The organism is Rothia sp. HMSC065C12, assembly GCF_001812085.1.
GTDB classification, from domain to species: Bacteria; Actinomycetota; Actinomycetes; order Actinomycetales; family Micrococcaceae; genus Rothia; species Rothia mucilaginosa.
On the sequence record NZ_KV807676.1, the window covers coordinates 1 to 20,726 of the forward strand.

Below are 20,726 nucleotides of genomic sequence, written 5' to 3' on the forward strand. Positions count from 1 at the left end.
AAACGATAGCCACGTCCCTTCTCAAACATTTGTACTGCCTGTTTCCGAAGCAAATGGTCATGCCTTGATCTCAGATGTTCAGACATGAAAAGCCTCCCGTTTCTTGGACTTCATTTTCGTTGTCCAAGAAACGGGAGGCAGTTCATTACGGGTACCGGGGCTTTCACATACTTCTACGAAGTTCTTCTACGTATGAAGTTGTGGGGTTAACGGCTTTCTGAACCGTCAACTTCGGCAGTGTCGGCAGCTTCTCCAGCCTCGGCAGTTTCGTCAGCCTCGGGGTCCTCGCTCACCGGTGCCTCCTCGGGAGCCGACACACGCCACGCCAGCCACACGCCCAAAGCGTACAGCGGCAGACCCATAATCAGGCGGGTCGCGCCCAGCGCCTCCACATTATTCGCAAAATACAGGGGCACCTGCACGGCAAGGCGCAGCATCATCAGCACGGTAATAATCCAGGTGGCCAGCATGTACTGGCGCAGGCGTACCGGGTTCTGGCGCCAGCTCAGCGCCTCACCGCGAATAACCGCGAAAATCAGGCCCGTAATCGGCCAACGCACCAGCATCGACAGCAGATACGCCAGGATGTACACGCCGTTCGTCCAGAAGCCCACCACAAAGTAGTCGCTCGCATTACCGGTACGGTACGCGGCAAACGCACAAATCGCCACGCCCACCAGACCGGTCAGCGCACTCACCAGCTTAGAGCCCTGCACCAGACGAATCAGCGTGAACACGCCCGCCGCAGCCAACGCCGCAATCAGGGACAGGTTCAGTTCCTTCGTCACGGTGAACAGCACCAGGAACGCCACAGCGGGCAGGGAGGATTCCACCAGGCCGCGCCAGCCGCCGATAGCGTGCAAAATATCCACATCACCGTTGGCGGTGCGGCGCATATTCGCACCCATGGAGGCGCTCAGGCTCTGCGCGAGCTGGTTCTCCTCCCCCGCAGGGCCAGTTTCAGAGCTAGTTGCGGGGTTAGCGTTCGGATCGGGCTGGGTCGAAGACTGCTCAGCGCTCATGTTTTCCCTTCTCAGCAAAGAATTGCGGCACGATCTCATAGCGCGGGTTATAAATCACCGGCTGATGAGCCCTCACCGATACCACACCGGAACAGCGCAACAACGCACCGGCAAGCACGCCGGGCACCATCTGCTGCCCCTGCCACTTCAGCAGCACCCTATCCCCCGGGTTGAACGGCGCATACGGCGGGAAAGACACCTCGTGAGGCTCCTGCACCGCCACAGTCGCCAAAGACGCCGTGTTCAAATGGTGCTGCTTCTCGGGGTCCTCGGATTCCTCCTCGAAATCCTCACCGGGCGGCTCCACAATCGGCATACCAATCAGCGCCAGCGGGCTCGACCACTGCAGAGGCTTCGACTTAGCCACCACCAGCTCGGCACGGTACATCGGCTTATCCTGCAGCGCAGGTAGCCATACCTGCTCCACGCGTCCGGCAAGGCGTACGCGAAAGCGCTCGGGGTACCCGGGAGCAAGAATCTGCTTCTCAGGAACCGCGAGCGCACTCGGGTAGTTCGAGAACTCAGGCATTAGCCAATCTCGGTAATCTCAGGGCCGCGGCGAGGCATCGGGCGCAGCTTGCTGTGCTCGTTCTCGGTTTCTTCCTCCACGGCGGGCTCTTCCTCAGCCGCAACGACCAGGTCGGCGGGCAGAGTCATGGGCAGCAGCTCGCGCGGCGGGCGCGGGTCGTCGCCACGGTCCACCACGACGGTGCGGAAGACTTCCTCCACGGAGGCGGCAGCCTTATCGTCACCGAGCACAGCCGCGCCAGAGATGACGCCGCGCAGGAACCAGCGGGGGCCGTCCACGCCCACGAAGCGGGCGATGCGCTCGCCGGGCTGACCGTCCGGGGTGACGGCGGGCAGGCGGGTGAGCATCTCGGCACCGAATACGCCGGCGTAGATTTCGACGATGCCGCCCTGGGATGCGACGGACTCGGTCAGGTCATGACGGATGTCGTCCCAGATGCCGGTGGTGCGCGGTGCGGCGAATGCCTGCACCTGCAGGGTTGCGCCGTCGCGGGTGATGGTTGCGGCGATAACCGCGCCGGTTGCGTCGTCAGTTTCGAGGCGCAGGTTCATGCCGTCGAGCAGCTTGATGCGCAGTGCACCCAGGTCGACGTAGTCTTCGAGGTCTTCGGCGGTGACTTCTTCAATGTCGTGCGGGCCGTTGACGCGGTCGTACTTGATGACCTCGGGAGAGTTCTCCTCTTCCTTCAGCTCCTCAACCTCGACGTTGGTCTCCTCATTCTCTTCGGCGACAGCCTTGTCGATGGCGGCCTTTTCAGCCTCCTCGGCGTGCTTCTTCTTACCAAATCCGAACATGGTATTCCTACTTTCACCGCACGCAGGGTGCGGGGGTTTCTTCTCTTCTCTCGTGCGACAATCGCGGTGAGAGCAGACTAGTGGATTCCGCTGGAGCCGAAGCCGCTGGAGCCGCGTTCGGTCTGTTCCAGTTCATCCACCACGGTAAAGGTTGCGTGCTCGTACTTCTGAATGACCAGCTGGGCGATGCGGTCGCCGCGCTGCACGTGGAAGGACTTGGTCTTGTCAGTGTTGAGCAGGGTGACCATCAGCTCGCCGCGGTAGCCGGAATCAACGGTGCCGGGTGCGTTCACAATGGTGATACCGTTCTTGGTCGCCAGGCCGGAGCGCGGGTGCACCAGACCAACGTAGCCTTCGGGCAGGGCAATTGCCACACCGGTGGGGACGAGGGCGCGTTCGCCCGGCTCCAGTTCGAAGTCGATGCGGGAGCGCAGATCAGCGCCGGCGTCACCGGGCTTTGCGTAGGCGGGTGCGGGCAACTCGGGGTCGAGCAGCTTAATGTGGACGTTTACGGGGGTCATCATGGTCAATACTCTAACCTTTCGCGGGTGTCTGTGCCATCACCTCGCGCTGTGTTGAGGCTCTACTGCGGGGTGTTTTCGTTGCGTGTTCGCGTTCAGCGCGTGCGGCGGCGTGCCGTGTTGGGTGCGACGCGGCGCTGTTCTTGCGTGCGAGGCTTTCACATACTCAACGGGGCGGGTGCACTCGGCACTCGCCCCGTCATGAGGTGGATGTCGGGGGGGTGTTATCCCTTCCCTAAAGTTTTAGCCCTCGCACTCGATGCAGTAGGACAGGCCGCCCTCTTCGCGCGCAATCTGCGAGCGGTGGCGCACCAGGAAGCAGGATGCGCAGGTGAACTCGTCGTCCTGAGCGGGCAGAACAACAACGTTCAGCTCCTCGTTGGAGAGGTCAGCACCGGGCAGCTCGAAGCTTTCTGCTGCGCTGTTTTCGTCTTCGTCCACCGCACCGGACTGCATCTCGGAACGGCGGGCGTTCAGCTCCTCGTAGGACTCTTCGTTCTGCTCTTCGTCCTGCTTGCGAGGTGCATCGTAATCAGTTGCCAAACTTTCACGCTCCGTTGGTTCTGTGGCTGTGTGTTGGACTAGGCCACGCTGGTTTAATGAGTGCTCTAGGTGCCGCTGGTGTGTATTTAACCCCGACGGCATGCCAGGTATTGTTCACCATTGGCACCCTATTTGTCTAATCCTGGGTAGGCTTTGGACTGTTTAGGCGTCACATTCTAGCTTTTTCGGTGCGAAAAGTACATCTTTTTTTGGTGAAAATCCCGCCTCCGCTACTGATTTACCGCGCTTTCACGGTACCCTGGTAGGTAGTTTGCGTTCCGTGCAACACATTCACGAACGCGTCCGGTTCACCTATGGAGGTTCTCATGCTTGAACTGCGTCTGATTGGCGTTCACGATGACGGCGAAAATCTGGTGCTTGAGTCTGCTGACGGCACCCGCTTCTTGCTGCCGATTGACGCGAACCTGCGCACGAGCATCACCAAGGCTCGCCGTATTCAGCCCGCCCGCGGTCTGGGCGCTAAGGGCACCTACGGTCCGCGCGATATTCAGACCCGTTTCCGTCAGGGTGCCTCCGTTGAGGAAATCGCTGAAGAGTCCGGTTGGGAGCCGGAGCGCGTGCGCCGCTACGAGTGGCCGATCGTTGCTGAGCGTGCCCACATTATTCGTGCCGCTCAGAGCGTGAAGATTGGTCGCCGTAGCTCCGCTTCGGGTACCGCACAGATTCCCGTGACTCTGAGCGCCCGCATTGAGGAAGTCTCCGAGCGTTACGGTTTTGAGGACGCAACCCAGGACTGGACCACCCGCCAACAGGAGAACGGCCAGTGGCGCGTTGAGGTTGATATTGCACTGAAGGATTCGGTGCGTCAGAACCTGCCCGCGCAAGTCGTCTTCCCCGCACGTTGGGTGTACAACCCAGCGAACCAGGGCCTGTACGCGTCGAATGAGGCGGCGTACTTCCTGATGGGCAATAGTGAGGATGCTGTTGCCGCCGCCGCGAAGAAGGCTCCCGTGGAGGTTCCTCCCGCCCGCCTGCCGAAGGCACCCGAGCCCGCACCGGCACCCCTTACTTCCTCTGAGAGCGCTGATGAGCGTAAGCTCAAGGAGCTTCTGGAACGCGCCCGCTCGGTGCGCCCGGCGCAGGTTGAAGAGCCCGAGGTGTTCGTACACCGCGAGTCCGCTCAGCCCGCTGAGCCTGTAGCACCGGCTGCGCCCGCTGCCCCGGTAGCTCCTGCTGCCCCGGCTGCACCCGAGCCCACTGCAGAAACCACCGATCCGCTGGCTGTGGATTCGGAAGCACCCGTTGACTCCGTTCCGGTCGAGTCCTTCACCCTGCCGGCACCCATCGAGGACGCACCCGCCGCTGAGGCTGCTGAGGCGCCGGCTACTGAGGCACAGGCTGAGCCCGCACCCGCAGCTGAGCCCGCCTCTGAGGAGAAGCCCAAGCCTTCCTCCTCGAAGAAGCAGCGCGTGAGCGTTCCGGCTTGGGATGACATCATCTTCGGTAGCCGCAAGTAAGCGACCGCCCGCGCCGCCCGATAAAAGCTTCTAAGCAGGGGCTTTAGGCAAGGGCATCTAGACATACGAAAACCGCTGGTTATTCACCCGAATAACCAGCGGTTTTCTATGCTCTCTGATGCTTTAGAAGACTAGTACTTTAGAAAGTCTTGAGCATGCGCAACGGCACCAGACGCTCAGCGTCCGTCAGCGAACCGTGCTGACCAACCATGTGCAGGGCACGCTCCTGATAGTGGCGCATATCGTACAGCGCCCAGTCGTCGCGAGCGCACACCATCAAATCGCCGATGCGGCCGCGCGCCGCATCCGTGATGACCGGGCCGAAGTAGCCGGCGCGTATCAGTTCGCGAGAATCAATCACCCAGGCGCGCTCGCCCCAGTACTGCGCCCAACGCTGGGCGGTGGCGGTGCGTGCCGCCTCCGAGGTGTCTTCGAGGTACAGGTGCACGGCGCGCGGTTCACCGGCGGTCATTGCGATGTTGCGGGTCAGCTCCTCCACGCCAGAGTAGTCGATGCGCTGGTGCTCGGGCACGTTCACCATGCCGTGATCGGCGGTCACGAAGAGTGCCGCCCACGCCGGGGCGCGCTCCGCCAGACGCTTCAGCGCCGAGTTCAGTTCCTCCAGCTGCTGCAGCCATTCGTCGCTACCCACGCCGTAGCGGTGGCCCGCCGCGTCAATCTCGCCCCAGTACAGGTACACGGTGGTCGGGGTGCGGCTGGAGAGCGCCTCCAGGGCGTAAGTGACGCGGGCGTTATAGCCGACGGCGTCCACGAAGTCGCCGCCGCGCAACGCCGCCTCCGTCAGGCCGGTACCGCGGTACTTACCCAGCGAAATGGTGAGCACGCGGCGGTTCGTATGGTGGCGTTCCAGCACGGTCGGCAGCGGTTGCCAGGCGTGCGGATCCACCGACTGGTCCCAACCGGACAGGTGGTTCATGACCGAGCCCGCTCCCCCGTTACCTGCCGGGTTGCGCACCTCGTAACCGGCGATGCCGTGCGCGCCCGGTGCCGTACCGGTACCCAGCGAGGTCAGGGAGGCGGCGGTCGTGGTGGGGAATGCGGCGTCCAGCGGGCCCAGATTCAGGGTCTTACGCAGAGAGGGCGCGTAGCCGCCGTAGCTGTTGATGAGCTGCTCGCCCAGACCGTCCACCATGACCACGCAGGCGTGACGGAAAGACGCCGGGTCAATATCCTGCTCCGTGAGGCGACCGGCAAGGTTCAGCGGGTCGGCTACGGAGTTGAATGCCGGGTCGGAGTCCAGGGCGTGCGCGGGGCGCGCCAGGCTTCGCTGAGCCACCAGAGAGGAGGCGGACTCCAGCACATCGGCGATGCTATTGCTGCCGTAGGCGGGCGCGGGAGGCAACGGCGCGCCCAGAACATCGTGCAGAGTGGGCTGTTCGGTGCGGGACGGGGCCGTCATAAGTTCCTCTCGGGTGTCTTAGGGGTGTAGCGAGCGCCGTTGGGGCGCTGGTTTTTATCGGCGGGTTGCGTACATGCGGGCACGGTGCAGAGCACGCGCAAAATGCTGCGCACGCTGAACCGACTCAGGACCGTCAGCGGTCGCAGAAACACGCACCGCAATGTCCTCGCGGCGCGCATCGCCGGTGAAGCCGTGGTCGGCGTTGCACTGCGGATCCTGGCAGCCAGCAGGAGCCAGCTCCATGTGCAGCGAACCGGTCCAGGCAATCTGGAAGGAAATCTCAGTCGGGGCGGTGCTACCGGCGTTGTACGCCTGCGGCTGGCTGAAACCGTAGCTGATGGTGACCGCGTTCAGGGCGCTCAGGTGCACCGCCTCCACGCTCACATGCGCCACGGTGCCCTGCGCGTCACCTTCAAGGTGCTGGTCGTCCAGGTGCGCAAAGATGACGTGCTCACCGCAGAGCACCATCACGGTGATGTGGCGGTGAAAATCATCGCGGGAGAAGTGGGTTTCATGCTGTACGAAGTGCGCGTCCGGGTTCATGCCCGCCAGCGCGTCATCCACCACTTCCAGCACGAGGTCGGGGTAGAAACCGGCATGCTTAATGTCTGCGACCAGTTGCTCGCGTTCGGGGGTGGTGGCGTACATCGTACCTCTTTCGTGCGGTGCCCTCATGAGGCGACGTCGGTCGGCGCACACGATGAAGGCGGTTAGGTATTACTCCCCTCTACCTTAGAGGGTTCCAGCCGGGCTGTGCTACTTGACCACGCTAATACAGGCTCATATGACGGTGTGCGCTCCCCCGGTGCGCTTCGGTTACTGCCCCGCAACCGTCTTGGCGCACCCCACAGATGACGCCGACCAACCAGCCCGTCTCATCCGCTACCACCCGCTAAAATAAGAGGAGCGAAAACACACCGACACGAGGAGATATATGGCTCGCCGATCCAAATCCGCCGTCAGCGACTACCCGGTGGATGTGGTAGAGAATATCGTCGACATCGACGTATCCGCCGAGATGGAAACCAGCTTCCTGGAATACTCCTACTCGGTGATTTATTCGCGCGCCCTCCCCGACGCCCGCGACGGCCTCAAGCCCGTGCAGCGCCGCATCCTCTACATGATGCAGCAGATGGGTCTGCGCCCCGATAAGGGCCACGTCAAGAGCGCCCGCGTGACCGGCGAGGTCATGGGTAAGCTCCACCCGCACGGCGACGCCGCCATCTACGACGCGATGGTGCGCCTCGCCCAGCCCTTCGCGCTGCGCCTACCCCTCGTTGACGGTCACGGTAACTTCGGCTCCCTCGACGACGGCCCGGCAGCCGCCCGATACACCGAAGCACGCATGGCGCCCGCCGCGCAGGCACTCACCGCGGACCTCGAAGAGGACGTGGTTGACTTCGTGCCGAACTACGACAACCAGTTCATGCAGCCCTCCGTGCTGCCCGCAGCGTTCCCGAACCTGCTCGTCAACGGCACCACCGGCATCGCGGTCGGCATGGCAACCAACATGGCGCCGCACAACCTGCGCGAGGTCATCGCCGGTACCCGCCACCTCATCGCCCACCCCGAGGCGACCCTCAAAGACATTATGAAGTTCATCCCCGGCCCCGACCTGCCTACCGGCGGCACCATCGTGGGTCTGGGAGGCATCCGTGACGCTTACGAAACCGGCCGCGGTACCTTCAAGACCCGCGCGAAGGTCTCCATCGAGCAGGTCAGCCCCCGCAAGCAGGGTATTGTCGTCACCGAACTGCCGTACATGGTCGGCCCCGAAAAGGTCATCGAAAAGATTAAGGACGGCGTCAACTCCAAGAAGCTCACCGGCATCTCCGACGTGGTCGACCTGACCGACCGCACCAATGGTCTGCGCCTCGTCATCGAAATCAAGAACGGTTTCAACCCGGAGGCGGTACTCGCCGCCCTCTACAAGCACACCCCGCTTGAGGATTCCTTCGGCATTAACAACGTGGCGCTCGTGGACGGTCAGCCGCAGACCCTCGGCCTGCTCGACCTGATGCGCGTGTACATTGACCACCGCCTGAACGTGGTCCGCCGCCGCACCGAATTCCGCCTGGGCAAGCGCACCGACCGCCTGCACCTGGTGGAGGGCCTGCTCGTGGCGATCCTCGACATTGACGAGGTCATCCAGATTATTCGTGAGTCTGATGAGACCGCTCAGGCACGCGAAAAGCTGAAGGTCGTCTTCGACCTGACCGACACGCAGGCGAACCACATTCTGGAGCTGCGCCTGCGTCAGCTCACCAAGTACTCCCGCCTGGAGTTGGAAGCAGAACGCGATACCCTGCAGCATGAAATCGCGGAATTGCAGCGTATCCTCGGCTCCGATGCGGCGCTGCGCGAGCTGGTTTCTGACGAGCTCGCCGAGGTCGCCGAACGCTACGGCACCGACCGCCGCACCCAGCTCAAGACCAAGGACGACATGCAGGTCGCCATTGAGGCAGTCACCGCGCAGTCCAAGGCGAAGAAGAGCCTGGGCCTCGCCCTCGAAATCGCAGACGATCCCTGCTGGGTGCTGCTTTCGGCCTCCGGCATGATGGGACGCACCCCCGGCAAGCCCATCCGCGAGGCGCTCGTGGATCCCGGCAAGCGTTTCAAGCACGACGTGTTCACCTCGATTGTGCCGACCACCGCGCGCGGCGAAATCGGTGCCGTGACCTCCGCAGGACGCATGGTGCGCCTGTCCGTCATGGACATTGCGGTGCTGGACGAGAACGGTGGCACCCCCTCCATGGCGTCTGCTGTGAAGGCAACCGAGCTGGTTCAGCTCGCCAAGGGTGAGAAGCTGGTCGCCCTCGTACCGCTGAACACGGTGCTGGCGCTGGCAACCACGGGCGGCGTGATCAAGCGTCTCAACCCGGATTACCCGCTGAACCAGACCGAATGGGACATCATGAAGCTCAAGGACGGCGACGAAATCGTAGCCGCCGCCCCCTGCCCCACCGACGATGCGGTACTCACCTTCGTCACCCGCGACGCGAAGCTGCTGACCTTCGACGCGGCAAAGGTCCGCCCGCAGGGACGCACCGGCGGCGGTATCGCAGGCATCAAGCTTGCCGACGGCGACCGCCTCATCACCCTGGGTGTGACCGCGCCCGGCGACGCGGCAGAGGTCGTGACCGTCACCAACGGCAAGGACGGCCTGGCAAGCGCCAAGGTCACCGCCCTGAGCGAGTACCCGCAGAAGGGCCGCGCGACCGGCGGTGTGCGTGCGCACCGCTTCCTCACCGGTGAGAGCCAGCTGGCTCTGGCGTGGGTTGGCGTGGGCCCGGCGAAGGCGGCGTCCTCCGGCGGTGTGGCTCGTTCCCTGCCGACTGAGCACGGTGCCCGTGACGGTTCCGGTGTGATGCTTACTCAGAGCATCGGCATTGTGGGCCCGAACTATGCGGCTGTTTCTGCTGAGCTGGCGGTTAGCCCGGAGGGTGAAAAGCTCTTCTAGGCGCGCCGTTCACGGCCTTTCGACCTCATGTTGCTAACGAAGCCGGGGGTGAAGACACGTTGTGTGTGTCTTCACCCCCGGCTTTTATGTGGTGTACCTTAAGTAACACAGCACACATTTATTGACGCATTGTTCTTAGAGGATTTGTCGTGCTTGATTTACTGTCCGTCACACCAGAGTTATTTATCGTGCTCCTGCTCGCTGCCTTCTGCGCGGGATGCATTGACTCTGTCGTGGGCGGAGGCGGCATGATCCAGCTCCCCGCCCTACTCATGGCGCCCGGATTCTCCCCCGTCGCCGCCCTGAGCACCAATAAAGTTGCCAGTTCCATGGGCACTTTGACGAGCGCCTCAACCTATATTCGCTCGCTCAAAATCCCGTGGAAAATCCTGCTCCCCGTAGCGTTCGTGGCGTTCTGCGCCTCCGCCGCCGGCGCGTACTGCGCCACGATCCTGCCAGCACATATTTTCCGCCCTGCCATTGTGGTGGTTCTAGCCGCTATCCTCGTCTTCTCAGTGCTACAACCGCGCATACCTCGCGGGCAGCCTCGCGTGCTCGCAACCTCATCGTTCCTAGTGCGCGGCTTTGCGCTGGGTCTGATTCTGGGCGGCTACGACGGCATCCTCGGGGCTGGCACCGGCGCGATGATGCTCGTCGCCCTGCAGATAGCCATGGGCTACGATATGCTCCACGCAACCGCAGCCGCCAAGGTTCTCAACACCGCCACCAACCTCGGCGCGCTCCTCTATTTCATTCCGCTAGGCTCGATTCACTGGTTCCTCGGAATCGCCATGGGATGCGCCAACATGGCGGGAAGCTGGGTTGGTGCCCGCACCGCAATTCACCTGGGCGAGCGATTCATTCGCCGCGTGCTCGTTATCGTTATGACCCTCATGCTGCTGCGGTTGAGCGCGCAGATACTCGGCTGGGTCTAGCTCTCTCCTCCCCACCCTCACCCGAACCTATTCGCGCGGAGATATAAACACTCAGAACTATCTGCGCGCACAGAAATGCCCCGGTACTTTCGTGAAGTACCGGGGCATTTCTCGCAGTTTCTTGCGTTCAGTCTCGCCCGTGGTGGCTACGCTCAGCTGCGTTTAGAGGCGAACCACCTCATCGCAGCGGGCAATATCCTCAGGACGGTGCGACACCAGAACCGTAGCCACGGAGCTGGAGCGGGTCGCCGCATCCAAGTCAGCCATCAGCGCGCGAGCAGACTCGGCGTCCAGGTGCGCGGTCGGCTCATCCAGCAGCAGCACCGGCGAGTTCACCAGCAGGGCACGAGCCACCGCCAGACGCTGACGCTGGCCACCCGACAGGAACGAACCACCAGCGCCCACCGGGGTGTGCAGGCCCTGAGGCAGAGCGTCAAACCACTCGCCCAGACCCACACGGCGCAGAACCTCAAGCAGCTCTTCCTCGCTCGGGCGGTCCGAACGATCACGAGCCAGCATCAGGTTACCCTCAAGGGTCGACTCGAAGATGTGCGCCGCCTGCGGGCACCACGCCGCGTAGCCGCGCAGCTGCTCACCCTCCAGGACCTCACCGGAAGCCAGCACACGGCCGGACTCCAGCGGCAAGAATCCCAGAACGGTCGCAAGCACCGTAGACTTACCGGAACCGGAGGGGCCGGTCACCGCAGTCCAGGAGCCCGCGCGGGCGTCCATGTTCAGGTCGGTGAAGACCGGGTGATCCATGCCGGGCCAGCGGGCGGCAGCGTCCTGCAGGCTCAGGGCGGGTTCGGTGACCTTCACACCGAGCTCCTGCGGGGTGCCGCAGCTGACCAGCTTGGGCTCGCCGGGCTTCGGCGGGCGCGGGGTATCACTCTTAGAACCAGCCGCAGATTCGGGGCGGTCAAAGCGGTGGGCACGCTGACGGTCAGCCTCCAGCAGCTCCTCCATCTCAGCCTCCGCGCGGGCACGCAGAAGCTCAGCACGACGCGGCAGAACGTGGGTGTCCACCTCAGCCTCGGTCGGCACGGAACGCTTCAGGGTCGAGGTCGCAACAACGCCCTCCAGGGATACGTCACGCACACTCGGGGCAATCGTAGCGAGCAGGCGGCTGAACGCGGGCCAGGAGCGGACCGCCTCAACATGGCCCAGGGAGCTTTCCAGCATGCCGGTGCACAGCAGCACCACAATCGCCGCTTCGGGGGCACGCACGGTGCCGTCAACAGCCAGCGGGTACGCAATGACTGCGCTCGCCAGAGCCGCACCGAACCAGCTCAGAGTCACGAGGGTACGACCCACGCCCTGAGCGGTCGAGCCCTTCTGCAGGGCGGACAGGTTCTCGGCATCCAGGGCGCCGTTAGCCTTCTCAGCGGTGGTTGCCACGCCGTTAGCGCGCAGATCCTCAGCCGCCGAAAGCATACCGGTGCCCAGGCGCAGCATCTGCGCGGTGGAGCGGCGAGCCAGCGACTCCGCACGGGCATCAGCGCGAAGCACAATCCACGGAGCCACAAAAGTGCTAACCAGCACGGCAAGCAGAACCGGGACCAGAGCCTGCGGCAGAATGCACGCGGTCGTAATCAGCGCCGCGGTCATGACCAGCAGGTGCGCAGCCGGCGGAATAATAACGCGTGGCACGCCGTCGCGCAGCTCATCAATACCGCCCACGAGGCGTTCGAGCAGCGCGTCACCACGCAGCAGAGCACGCACGCTGCTCACGCTCTGCCATGCACCAACCCAGGCGCGCAGACGCAGAATATTCGCGGCGGCAAGAACCTTCGAGTGGGTCATCAGACGCTCAGCGTAGCGGGCGCAGGCACGACCCAGGCCGAAGAAACGCACGCCCACAATGGCGACCATCAGGTACATCATTGCCGGGCCCTCAGCGGCGCGAACAATCAGCCAGCCGGACAGCGCGGTCAGTGCCGCAGCCATCAGGGAAGTAATCGCAGCCATGATGACCGGGCCGGTTGCGGCGCGAACACCGATACCGGTCAGTTCCTTCAGGGTGCGCAGGCTTGCGAACAGGCCGGCAGGCTCGGCTTCCTTGACCTCGGCAGCTGCGGAGGCGCCCGCCGGGGCGGTGCTTTCAGCCTCGTACTCTTCCCTGTCCTTGAGCAGGTGCGCGGGGGCTTGCGCGGGAACCGCAACGCGGGCGGTGTTCGCCTCGGCGGTCCATGTGTAGCCCTGGGCGGTCTGCACGGCATGAACGAGGGTGTCGCAGCCAGCGGCGAGTTCCTGCTCGTGGGTCACAATCAGCACGGTTGCGCCCAGTTCCGCCAGGCGGTGCAGGGCGCGGGTCACCAGGTACGCCGAGTAGGCGTCCAGGTGCGCGGTCGGTTCATCCACCAGGACGGTCAGCACGGTCTGCTCACCGCCGGCACGGTAGATAGCCTCGGCACGAGCCAGGGTACGTGCCACGGCGAGGCGGCGCGCCTGACCAGCACTGAGGGCACCGGGTTCAAGGGCGGTCAGCTTCTCCATGCCCAGCTGAACCAGCGGGCCAACCAGCAGCGCAGACTCGGCATCGGTGATGGACAGCTTCTTGGAGTCCATCGCTTCACCGAGCAGAGCGGCTGCACGCTCACGCTCCGCCTCGGTAGCGCTGAGTGCGTAGAGCGCCATTTCGGTCTGCACGGTCGGTGCGGTGAAGACCGGCGACTGCGGAATAACCAGGGTGGTTCCCAGACCGGTCACGCTACCGGTCAGGTGCACGGGCTCCTCCGAGCCGGTGGGCACCAGACCCTCGCGCACGGCACCGGAGAACACGTTCAGCAGGGTGGACTTACCGCAGCCGGACTCACCCATCACGCCGATAACTGCACCGCGTGCGTCCTGGGCGGTTTCAGTCTGGGTGTTGCCAACGCGACGGTCCAGGTTCAGGGACAGGTTAGTCAGCACGGCAGGACGCGCCGGGTAGCTCACCGACAGGTCCTTAACGGCGATGGTGGAAGGCTGGCCCTTCTGCGCTGCCGGATCCTGTGCAGACGAATCCTGCGCATTCGAGTCCGCAGCGGCGGCGGGCAGGGGCGCATCAATAATCTTCTGGGCGCTACGCAGGGCGGCAACGCCGTCCTCCGACTGGTGGTAGGCGGCACCCACATCACGCAGCGGCTGGTAGCATTCGGGAGCCAGCAGTAGTACAAGAATTGCGGTGTCCAGGCCCAGGGTACCGTTGACCAGGCGCACACCAATCAGCACAGCAATCAGCGCCACCGAAATGGTGGTGATGAGCTCCAGGGCGAGCGAAGACATGAAGGCGCTACGCAAAGTCTGCATGGTGCGTTCACGGTAACGCTGGCCGAGGGCGTTCATGGAGCGGGTCTGTGCACGTTCACGGCCCAGACCGATAATGACGGGCAGGCCGCGCACCAGCTCCAGAATATGGTCGGAGAGGCGGTGCAGTTCAGCCTGAGCTTCTGCGGTTTCGTCGCGGGTGTTCTTACCAATCAGAATCATGAACACCGGAATAAGCGGCAGGGTGCAGGCAAGCACCATGGCGCTCATCCAGTCTAGGGCCGCCACAACAACCCAGAGGATGAACGGCACAATCGCGGTAGACACGAACGCGGTCAGGGTCTTGGTGTAGTAGTCATCCAGAGCGTTCAGGCCACGGGACAGCAGCACAGCGGTCGCGCCGGTACCTTCGGGGGTGTCTGCACCACCGGTGGCGAGCACACGCTTGAGCAGCGAGGAACGAATCTGAGACTTCGCTCCGGAGGCGGCACGCTGCGCGCTCACAGCCAGCAGATAGTCGGTACCCGAGCGGACGAGCAGGGCAGCCACGGCGACCGCAATCAGGCCGGGGGTAATGGTGTCTGCGTCACCGAAGATACCACCGAGGCCGAGCAGCCAGCCGCCGTGCGCCTCCAGCTGCGCCTGCGCGGAGCCCGAGAACTCAATGTAGGCGCGGTACACGTCCGGGGCGCTCGTCTCTTTGAGGCGCGCGTGCTCGGCGGCAACAGCGGCGAAACCGGCGTGTGCCGCGCGGGCAATAATCACAGCCAGGGCGGCGCTGAAAAGCACCGTCGCGAGGGTGTGCACGGCGGTGATAACACCGAACGTGCTGAGGGTTTTACGGGCGTCAGGGCCCAGAGGCGGGCGGCGGTCAGCGCGGTCATTGCGCTTTCCTTCGGCCACCTCTGGTGCCTCAGTGTTCTGATGTTTGTCAGCATGACGCGGTGTGTGCGTTCGACTCACGTGTTGTCCTTAGTCTTCTGCTGTTTTTACCTCCCATCAGTTTAAGGGTTGGGCTATCTAATACCTATTTGACCAGTCAGGTTTCAGGTAATTGGTTGGTCCTCACCCGGCGCTCACTCTAGCCGCGCATCGCGTCGGCGGGGCTCTTGCGGGACGCCACCCACGCCGGGTACGCCGAAGACACCAGACCGGTAAGGGCGCCAACGCCCACGCCGAGCACCACGAATCCGGGTGAGAGAACCGCCTGCCAGCCCTGCACGAGCGAAAGAATGATCGTCGCAATCATGCCGGAGCAGGCGCCGATGGAGCCGCCGAGCACGCCGAGCATGACGCCTTCCATGAGGAAGATGCGGGCAATCAGCCATTTACTCGATCCGATGGCGCGGCGCAGCGCGATTTCGGCAGTGCGCGATTGCACGGACAGGTACATGGCGGTTGCCGCCGAGAGGGAGGCGAGCACCAGCAGAATACCGGAGAGCACACCCACGTACAGGCCCAGATCCGAGGCGATAGACGCGCGTAGGCTCTGCAGGTCGGAGGGGGTTTCCACGTTAATCTGGCTGGGTTCAGCGGGCTTGAGGGTCAGCGGAATTGCCTTGGCGACCGCTTTGCCGTAGCCCCGTTCGGTTTCGGTAATGTAGGTCACCTGGCCGCGTCCGGTGCGCTGAAGTGTGCCCGGCGAGACAATGACCGTATTCCTGAATTCGTAGCCGCTATTGCCGGGGTCGAAAAGGCCGACGACCGGCATCAGCTGACCATCCACCCAGATGCTCACACCGGGTGCCACCTGCGGCAGTCCGCCGAGCTTAATGCCGTACTCGACGGCGGGTAGCTCGCCGGGGCGGGGCTCGGTTGTGGCGTTATCTGCAGCCTTATCTTCGGGAATAATGCCGAGGGCACGGGCAGCGGAGACCGAGACGATAGCGCCGGAGAGCTGCTCGGAGCGTTCACGGTCGGCAACGTTCTGCTGGGTGAGGGTCGAGTTCATCTGTTCGAGCGCACGCAGGGTTTCGGGGTTCATGCGGGCACCGATTTGCTCGAGCCTGGTCTTCGAGGTGGAGCTGAGGCTAATCGCCGTTTTGGGTTCGTCCTCGTAGGGACTGAATCGGGTGATTCGCACGTCGGCGGGTGCCACGCTGCTGACGAATCCGGTGTTCTTCACGTAGTCCAGCGCGCTAATGCGGTCGGCAACGTTCTGTGCGGATTCGCCCTGCCGGTAGGTTCCGAGCATGTTTTGGTCATTGTCCCTGTCGCTGATGTAGAGCGTGGATTGTTCGGATCCGAGCAGGCGCTGGTTCACCTGGTAGCTGGCGGATTCGCTCATGCCGGAGGCGCTGATGAGTCCGCCCACGCCCAGCGCGAAGGACAGGCCCAGCAGCAGGGTGCGTAGCGGTCGTGAGGTGAGCGCCGAGATCGCCTCGATGCTGTCGTCGGTGAGGAAGCTTCCGCGGCGATGCGTAGCGGGCTTCTCCCCCGGTGCGAGGCCGGCGGAGGCGTCTACCGGGGCACCTACCGTGGTTTCCGCCGGAGTGTCCGTTGCAACCGGCACAGCCTCGGTAACCGGCACCGTAGCCAACTCGGCGCGGCTCTGCTCGTGCAACCGCCCATCCTCAATGCGGATCACGCGGCGGGCGGCGGCGGCAACCTCCGGGTCGTGGGTAATCACCAGCACGGTACAGCCGGTCGCGTTAATGCGCTGCAGAATCTCAATGACCTTGGCGCTATTGTGGCTATCCAGGTTGCCGGTGGGCTCGTCGGCAAGAATCAGCGGCGGGCGCGTGGCGAGGGCGCGGGCAATGGCGCAACGTTGCTTCTCGCCGCCGGAAAGGTAGCGGGTGCGGATGCTTGCGCGGTCGCTCAACCCCAGAAATTCTAGGGTTTCTTCGGTGCGTTGCAGGCGCTCGCTGTAGGGTACGCCCTGCACGCGCAGACCCATGGAGGCGTTGGTCGTGCTGGTTTCGTCCAGCAGCATGTTTGAGGATTGGAAGATGAAGCCGAGGTGGTCTCGGCGCATTTCGTCGCGTTCTCGGTCGCTGAGTCCTTCCGTGTTTTTGCCGAAGAGGCTGTAGGTTCCGCTGGTGGGCGTGTCGAGCAGGCCAATGGCGTTGAGCAGGGTGGATTTGCCGGAGCCCGACGGACCAATAATGGCGAGGAATTCGCCGCGTTCCACCACCAGGTCGAGGTGGTCGAGGACGGGCCGGTCGCTACCCTCGAAGACGCGGGTAATGCCGTGCATTTCGATGGCGGGCGCGGTACCGAGCCCGGCGGCAGGTGTAGCGGCGGCCGCTACGTTGGGCGCAATTGTAGGCGCACGTCCTGGGCTTTTGTCGGGGGTTATCTTTCGGCGGCTCATGAGACTAGCACCTTCTGTCCCGCGCTGAGGTTTGCGTTGATTGCGGCGTATCCGCCGGCGGTGCGCAGAACCTCAACATTGACTCGTTCGGTGGCGGGCGCATCCTTGCTGGTCGAGGTGGAGCTTCCGCCCTTTTCAACGAGCACATAGGTGCCCTGGGAGTCCTGGCGCACCGCGGTAGTCGGCACGGCGAGGGTGGTTGAGGTGTTGCCCTTACTGGTGATGGATGCGCTCTGCCCCGGAGTGAGCTTGCTCGGGTCGTCGGCGCTGAATCGCACGCTCTTTGCCGCACCCTTGGAGGGGTCGTTCTGCAGCTCACCGATGCTGGTGATGGTGCCCTCCACGCTACCGGTGGAGGTGCGCAGGCTAACGCGGTCGCCGACCTTGAGCTTATTGGCGACGGCGAGTTCAACGCTGGATTCCACGTAGGGTTCGCTGGTTTCTACGCTCGCGATGGGGTTGCCGTCGCTGATGAGCTGGCCGACCGCGGCAACTGCGGTGACGGTGTGGCTACCGCCGGGCAGAATCGCGTAGTTGTTGCGGGCAATGCTGGTGACCCCTTCGCTGGGCACGCCGGTCAGGTGCGCGCGGTGCAGGCGCGTGACGGCGTCGAGGGTGTCTTCGGTGACGGTGCCGCTCTGAGCGGTGGCGTACCCGGCGGAGTTCAGTGCCTTCTGGAAGGCGAGCACGTCGTCGCCGTTATCGCCCAGGTTGAGGTCGCGGTACAGCGGCAGCGGCCCTTCCAGCACGAAGACGGGGTCGGCGCCGATAATGCCGATGAAGTCACCGGCCTTGAGCACGTTACCGGGCTTCTGGTTCTGGTAGACGAGCACCGGTTCACCGTTGGTGCGCGCGCTAATCGGGGCGGTCTCTCCCGCCTTGGTGGTTCCGGCAATGGCGAGGCCCTCACTGACGGTTCGTTCTTCAACCTTCGCCCAGACCGGAATCACGGTTTTCGCCTGCACGGCCGGGTCGGGGCCCGTGGCGGCGTAGCGGGTGCCCAGGTAGAAGGACAGCATGAGCGAACCGATGGCGAGGATAGCCAGCAGCAGGAGCACGCGGGGTCGGGCGATGCGCTCGCTAAAGCGGTGCCCGCTGTTTTGGTTTTTCGTGTGAGTGGTCATGGCGGTGTCTTTCTGAACTGTGTCAGCGCTGTCTATTTCTCTGCGCTATATTTCGTTGCGCTGTCTTTTAGCGCCCCGGTTTACTGGTGCTCCAGAACGTACTGCTTGAACTTCTCGTCACGCTCACGTTCTGCCTTGCGTTCCTGCTCAAGCTGCGCCTGGTACTTGCGGATGAGCGGCATCTGGTATTGTGCCTCCAGGTCGTAGAGCTGCTTGCTCATGCCGACCTGCTGGTTACATTCGGCCTGGATGGTGGCGATGCGGATCTCTTCTTCGGAGGCGGGCTCGTTGAAACCGCCGTTCTTGCTCAGCTGCTCATTCAGCGGGCTTTCCTCGGCTACCGACCCTGCCTTAATGGGGGTGAGCCCCCGGTCAGAGACGCATTGCTTCCACTTCTCTTCGAGCTCGCGGTGCAGTTTGCTACCGTAAACGGCGCTGGTTGCGTCGCTGGAGATACGACTGGATGTGGACTGCACATCATTCTCGGGCCTCTTGCCTTCGGGCACCGCGGCGTCCAGGGTCTCGCGGGCCTTGTCAAGACATTCGGTGCGAAGCTGCTCCTCGGGGCTCAAGCTCTCCGGTGAGTTAAAGGAGATGGGGGCGGCGTTGGGGTCATGCTTCTGGAATCCGTACTTCTTGGCGTACTCGACGTTCCAGGGACCGTACTTTCGCCCATTATCGCCACGCGGCGCGCTCTCAGATTGGGGAGCTTGGTCGGGGTCGGTGTAATTCTGCCCGTGTTCGGCGTAGCACTGCTTCATGGCGATTTGATGGGCCGTGTATTCGTAATGAGTGCCCAACTCGTAGTAGAGGTAATCGTCCAGGGGCATCTTTACGATGTCCTGCTCCGCGTCGAAGATGGCGTGGACGCTTTCGTCGCGTTCCAGCGGCGGGTTGAAGAGCGAGCAGGCGCTCAGAGGGAGCACGCCGATGCAGAGCAGGGCGCCCGTGGTGAGCAGGCGGCGGCTCATGCCAGTGCGAGGGGCGGTGGTGCGGCGGGTGAGGGATTTCATCGTTGAACACCTTTCATAAGAGTGAGTTGTACACCACATTACACGTTCTGTGCCCTGTCGCGCCCGAATTTCGGGGGGGGTGTGCACCAAAAATTTTTGCGCACCCACTCATCTGCCGAGAGCTGTAGCCTCTGCGGGAATAGTCCCCTGCAGGAATAGTCCTCTGTGTGCATACTCCTCTGGGGGCATAGAAAAATCCCCCGAACTTCTCAGAAGAGAAGTTCGGGGGATCCTTCAATCAGCTACATGCTACTTGGTCGGCAGTTCAGCCAGTTCGGTAGCGTCGTGAGCGTCGGGGATGTGATCCACGTGCAGACGCTTACGGAAGACCCAGTAGGTCCAAGCCTGGTAGACGAACACGACCGGCAGACCCATGCAGGTCACGAAGGTCATAACGCCCAGGGTGTACTCGGAGCTGGATGCGTTCGCAATGGTGAGCGAGTATGCCGGGTCCAGGGTGGAGGGCAGAACGTTCGGGAACATTGCGGTGAAGATTGCCAGCGCGCCGAATGCGAGGAACACGGACAGGCCCGCGAATGCGCGACCCTCGCGGCCACCCTTTGCGGAGATCCAAGCAATCAGAACAGCAACCACAGCCAGGATGGTGCACAGCCAGGAGACGCCGTTACCGGTGGTGAAGTCCAGGGTCAGAACCCATGCAACGATCGGCAGCAGCAGGACGGGAGACCAGCGTACCAGGGTGTTGCGGGCACGGTCGCGGATGTCACCGTCGGTCTTCAGAGCAACGAAGGCCAGACCCTGAACCAGAGCGAAGCCCACGAAGCCCAGGCCGCCGAGCAGAACCGGCAGGGAGACCCAAGCGAAGGCGCCGCCGACGCGGTCACCATTGTCGTTGATGGGCAGACCCATGGAGGTCAGGCCCAGCAGAGCACCGACGAGCAACGCGATGAAGAAGGAAGAAACAGACAGAGCGATGTTCCAGTTACGGATCCACTTCTCGTCGTTCTTCTTACCGCGGTATTCAATTGCGACCACGCGCAGAATCAGGAAGACCAGCGCGAGGGTCAGAGGAATGTACAGAGCCGAGAAGAGGGCTGCGTACCAGATGGGGAATGCTGCGAAGATAGCAGCACCGCCGGACACAATCCACACCTCGTTACCGTCCCAGACGGGGCCGATGATGTTCAGCAGCAGACGACGTTCCTTCTCGTTCTTGGTGAACTTGGAACCCATCAGCATACCGACGCCCAGGTCGAAGCCGTCGAGGATCAGGTACATGATGAGGAAGACGCCAATGGCGACAAACCAGAGGGTGGGCAGGCCAGGCTGACCGGCAAAGATATTGAAATCAAAGTTCATGG

The 20,726-nt window shown here is 63.1% G+C and carries 15 protein-coding genes; 3 read left to right on the top strand and 12 right to left on the bottom strand.

What is annotated here, in order from left to right; genetic code table 11:
* Positions 1 to 206 precede the first annotated feature (206 nt).
* The 5 genes from HMPREF2836_RS03615 to HMPREF2836_RS03635 all read right to left on the bottom strand — a co-directional run bounded on the left by HMPREF2836_RS03615 (position 207) and on the right by HMPREF2836_RS03635 (position 3,409).
* On the bottom strand, positions 207 to 1,022 hold the full coding sequence (locus HMPREF2836_RS03615) for a DUF3159 domain-containing protein (RefSeq protein WP_070629473.1): 816 nt from the start codon (positions 1,020 to 1,022) through the stop codon (positions 207 to 209).
* Positions 1,012 to 1,551: an asparaginase gene (locus HMPREF2836_RS03620; RefSeq protein ID WP_049326956.1), complete on the bottom strand. Its 540-nt coding sequence runs from the start codon at positions 1,549 to 1,551 to the stop codon at positions 1,012 to 1,014. The genes HMPREF2836_RS03615 and HMPREF2836_RS03620 overlap by 11 nt, the downstream gene beginning before the upstream one ends.
* A complete protein-coding gene (locus HMPREF2836_RS03625) occupies positions 1,551 to 2,345 on the bottom strand; it encodes a DUF3710 domain-containing protein (RefSeq protein ID WP_049326955.1) in 795 nt (264 codons plus the stop codon). The genes HMPREF2836_RS03620 and HMPREF2836_RS03625 overlap by 1 nt, the downstream gene beginning before the upstream one ends.
* Positions 2,346 to 2,422: 77 nt before the next feature.
* Complete coding sequence (dut, locus tag HMPREF2836_RS03630; RefSeq protein WP_044142235.1) at positions 2,423 to 2,869, bottom strand: dUTP diphosphatase; 447 nt, start codon at positions 2,867 to 2,869, stop codon at positions 2,423 to 2,425.
* A 240-nt stretch (positions 2,870 to 3,109) separates the two neighbouring features.
* Positions 3,110 to 3,409 (bottom strand): DUF4193 domain-containing protein, encoded by a 300-nt coding sequence (locus HMPREF2836_RS03635; RefSeq protein WP_005506382.1) that lies wholly within the window; start codon positions 3,407 to 3,409, stop codon positions 3,110 to 3,112.
* A gap of 326 nt (positions 3,410 to 3,735) precedes the next feature.
* Here HMPREF2836_RS03635 and sepH point away from each other — a divergent pair, with 326 nt between their 5' ends.
* Positions 3,736 to 4,887: a septation protein SepH gene (gene sepH / locus HMPREF2836_RS03640; protein ID WP_193389605.1), complete on the top strand. Its 1,152-nt coding sequence runs from the start codon at positions 3,736 to 3,738 to the stop codon at positions 4,885 to 4,887.
* 139 nt (positions 4,888 to 5,026) lie between these two features.
* Here sepH and HMPREF2836_RS03645 read toward each other — a convergent pair whose 3' ends face one another.
* Positions 5,027 to 6,307 (bottom strand): alkaline phosphatase family protein, encoded by a 1,281-nt coding sequence (locus HMPREF2836_RS03645; protein ID WP_070629474.1) that lies wholly within the window; start codon positions 6,305 to 6,307, stop codon positions 5,027 to 5,029.
* A gap of 54 nt (positions 6,308 to 6,361) precedes the next feature.
* Complete coding sequence (locus HMPREF2836_RS03650) at positions 6,362 to 6,955, bottom strand: DUF5998 family protein (protein ID WP_005506389.1); 594 nt, start codon at positions 6,953 to 6,955, stop codon at positions 6,362 to 6,364.
* Positions 6,956 to 7,241: 286 nt separating this feature from the next.
* On the opposite strand from HMPREF2836_RS03650, the gene HMPREF2836_RS03655 reads away from it, so the two are divergent.
* Positions 7,242 to 9,767 carry a DNA gyrase/topoisomerase IV subunit A gene (locus HMPREF2836_RS03655; protein ID WP_070629475.1) on the top strand — a complete coding sequence of 842 codons (2,526 nt, stop codon included), beginning with the start codon at positions 7,242 to 7,244 and terminating at the stop codon, positions 9,765 to 9,767.
* Between the two features lie 188 nt (positions 9,768 to 9,955).
* Positions 9,956 to 10,702 carry a sulfite exporter TauE/SafE family protein gene (locus HMPREF2836_RS03660; RefSeq protein WP_256388394.1) on the top strand — a complete coding sequence of 249 codons (747 nt, stop codon included), beginning with the start codon at positions 9,956 to 9,958 and terminating at the stop codon, positions 10,700 to 10,702.
* A gap of 162 nt (positions 10,703 to 10,864) precedes the next feature.
* On the opposite strand, the gene HMPREF2836_RS03665 is transcribed toward HMPREF2836_RS03660, so the two are convergent.
* The 5 genes from HMPREF2836_RS03665 to cydB all read right to left on the bottom strand — a co-directional run bounded on the left by HMPREF2836_RS03665 (position 10,865) and on the right by cydB (position 20,724).
* Complete coding sequence (locus HMPREF2836_RS03665) at positions 10,865 to 14,854, bottom strand: thiol reductant ABC exporter subunit CydD/CydC (protein ID WP_246822814.1); 3,990 nt, start codon at positions 14,852 to 14,854, stop codon at positions 10,865 to 10,867.
* Between the two features lie 178 nt (positions 14,855 to 15,032).
* On the bottom strand, positions 15,033 to 17,267 hold the full coding sequence (locus HMPREF2836_RS03670; protein ID WP_070629478.1) for an ABC transporter ATP-binding protein/permease: 2,235 nt from the start codon (positions 17,265 to 17,267) through the stop codon (positions 15,033 to 15,035).
* Positions 17,264 to 18,391: an efflux RND transporter periplasmic adaptor subunit gene (locus tag HMPREF2836_RS03675; RefSeq protein WP_060823615.1), complete on the bottom strand. Its 1,128-nt coding sequence runs from the start codon at positions 18,389 to 18,391 to the stop codon at positions 17,264 to 17,266. The genes HMPREF2836_RS03670 and HMPREF2836_RS03675 overlap by 4 nt, the downstream gene beginning before the upstream one ends.
* Before the next feature lie 80 nt (positions 18,392 to 18,471).
* The gene (locus HMPREF2836_RS03680; RefSeq protein ID WP_083309154.1) at positions 18,472 to 19,404 is read right to left on the bottom strand and encodes a multidrug transporter; all 933 of its coding nucleotides are present in this window, start codon (positions 19,402 to 19,404) and stop codon (positions 18,472 to 18,474) included.
* 249 nt (positions 19,405 to 19,653) lie between these two features.
* Positions 19,654 to 20,724 carry a cytochrome d ubiquinol oxidase subunit II gene (cydB, locus tag HMPREF2836_RS03685; protein WP_070629479.1) on the bottom strand — a complete coding sequence of 357 codons (1,071 nt, stop codon included), beginning with the start codon at positions 20,722 to 20,724 and terminating at the stop codon, positions 19,654 to 19,656.
* Between the last annotated feature and the right edge of the window lie 2 nt (positions 20,725 to 20,726).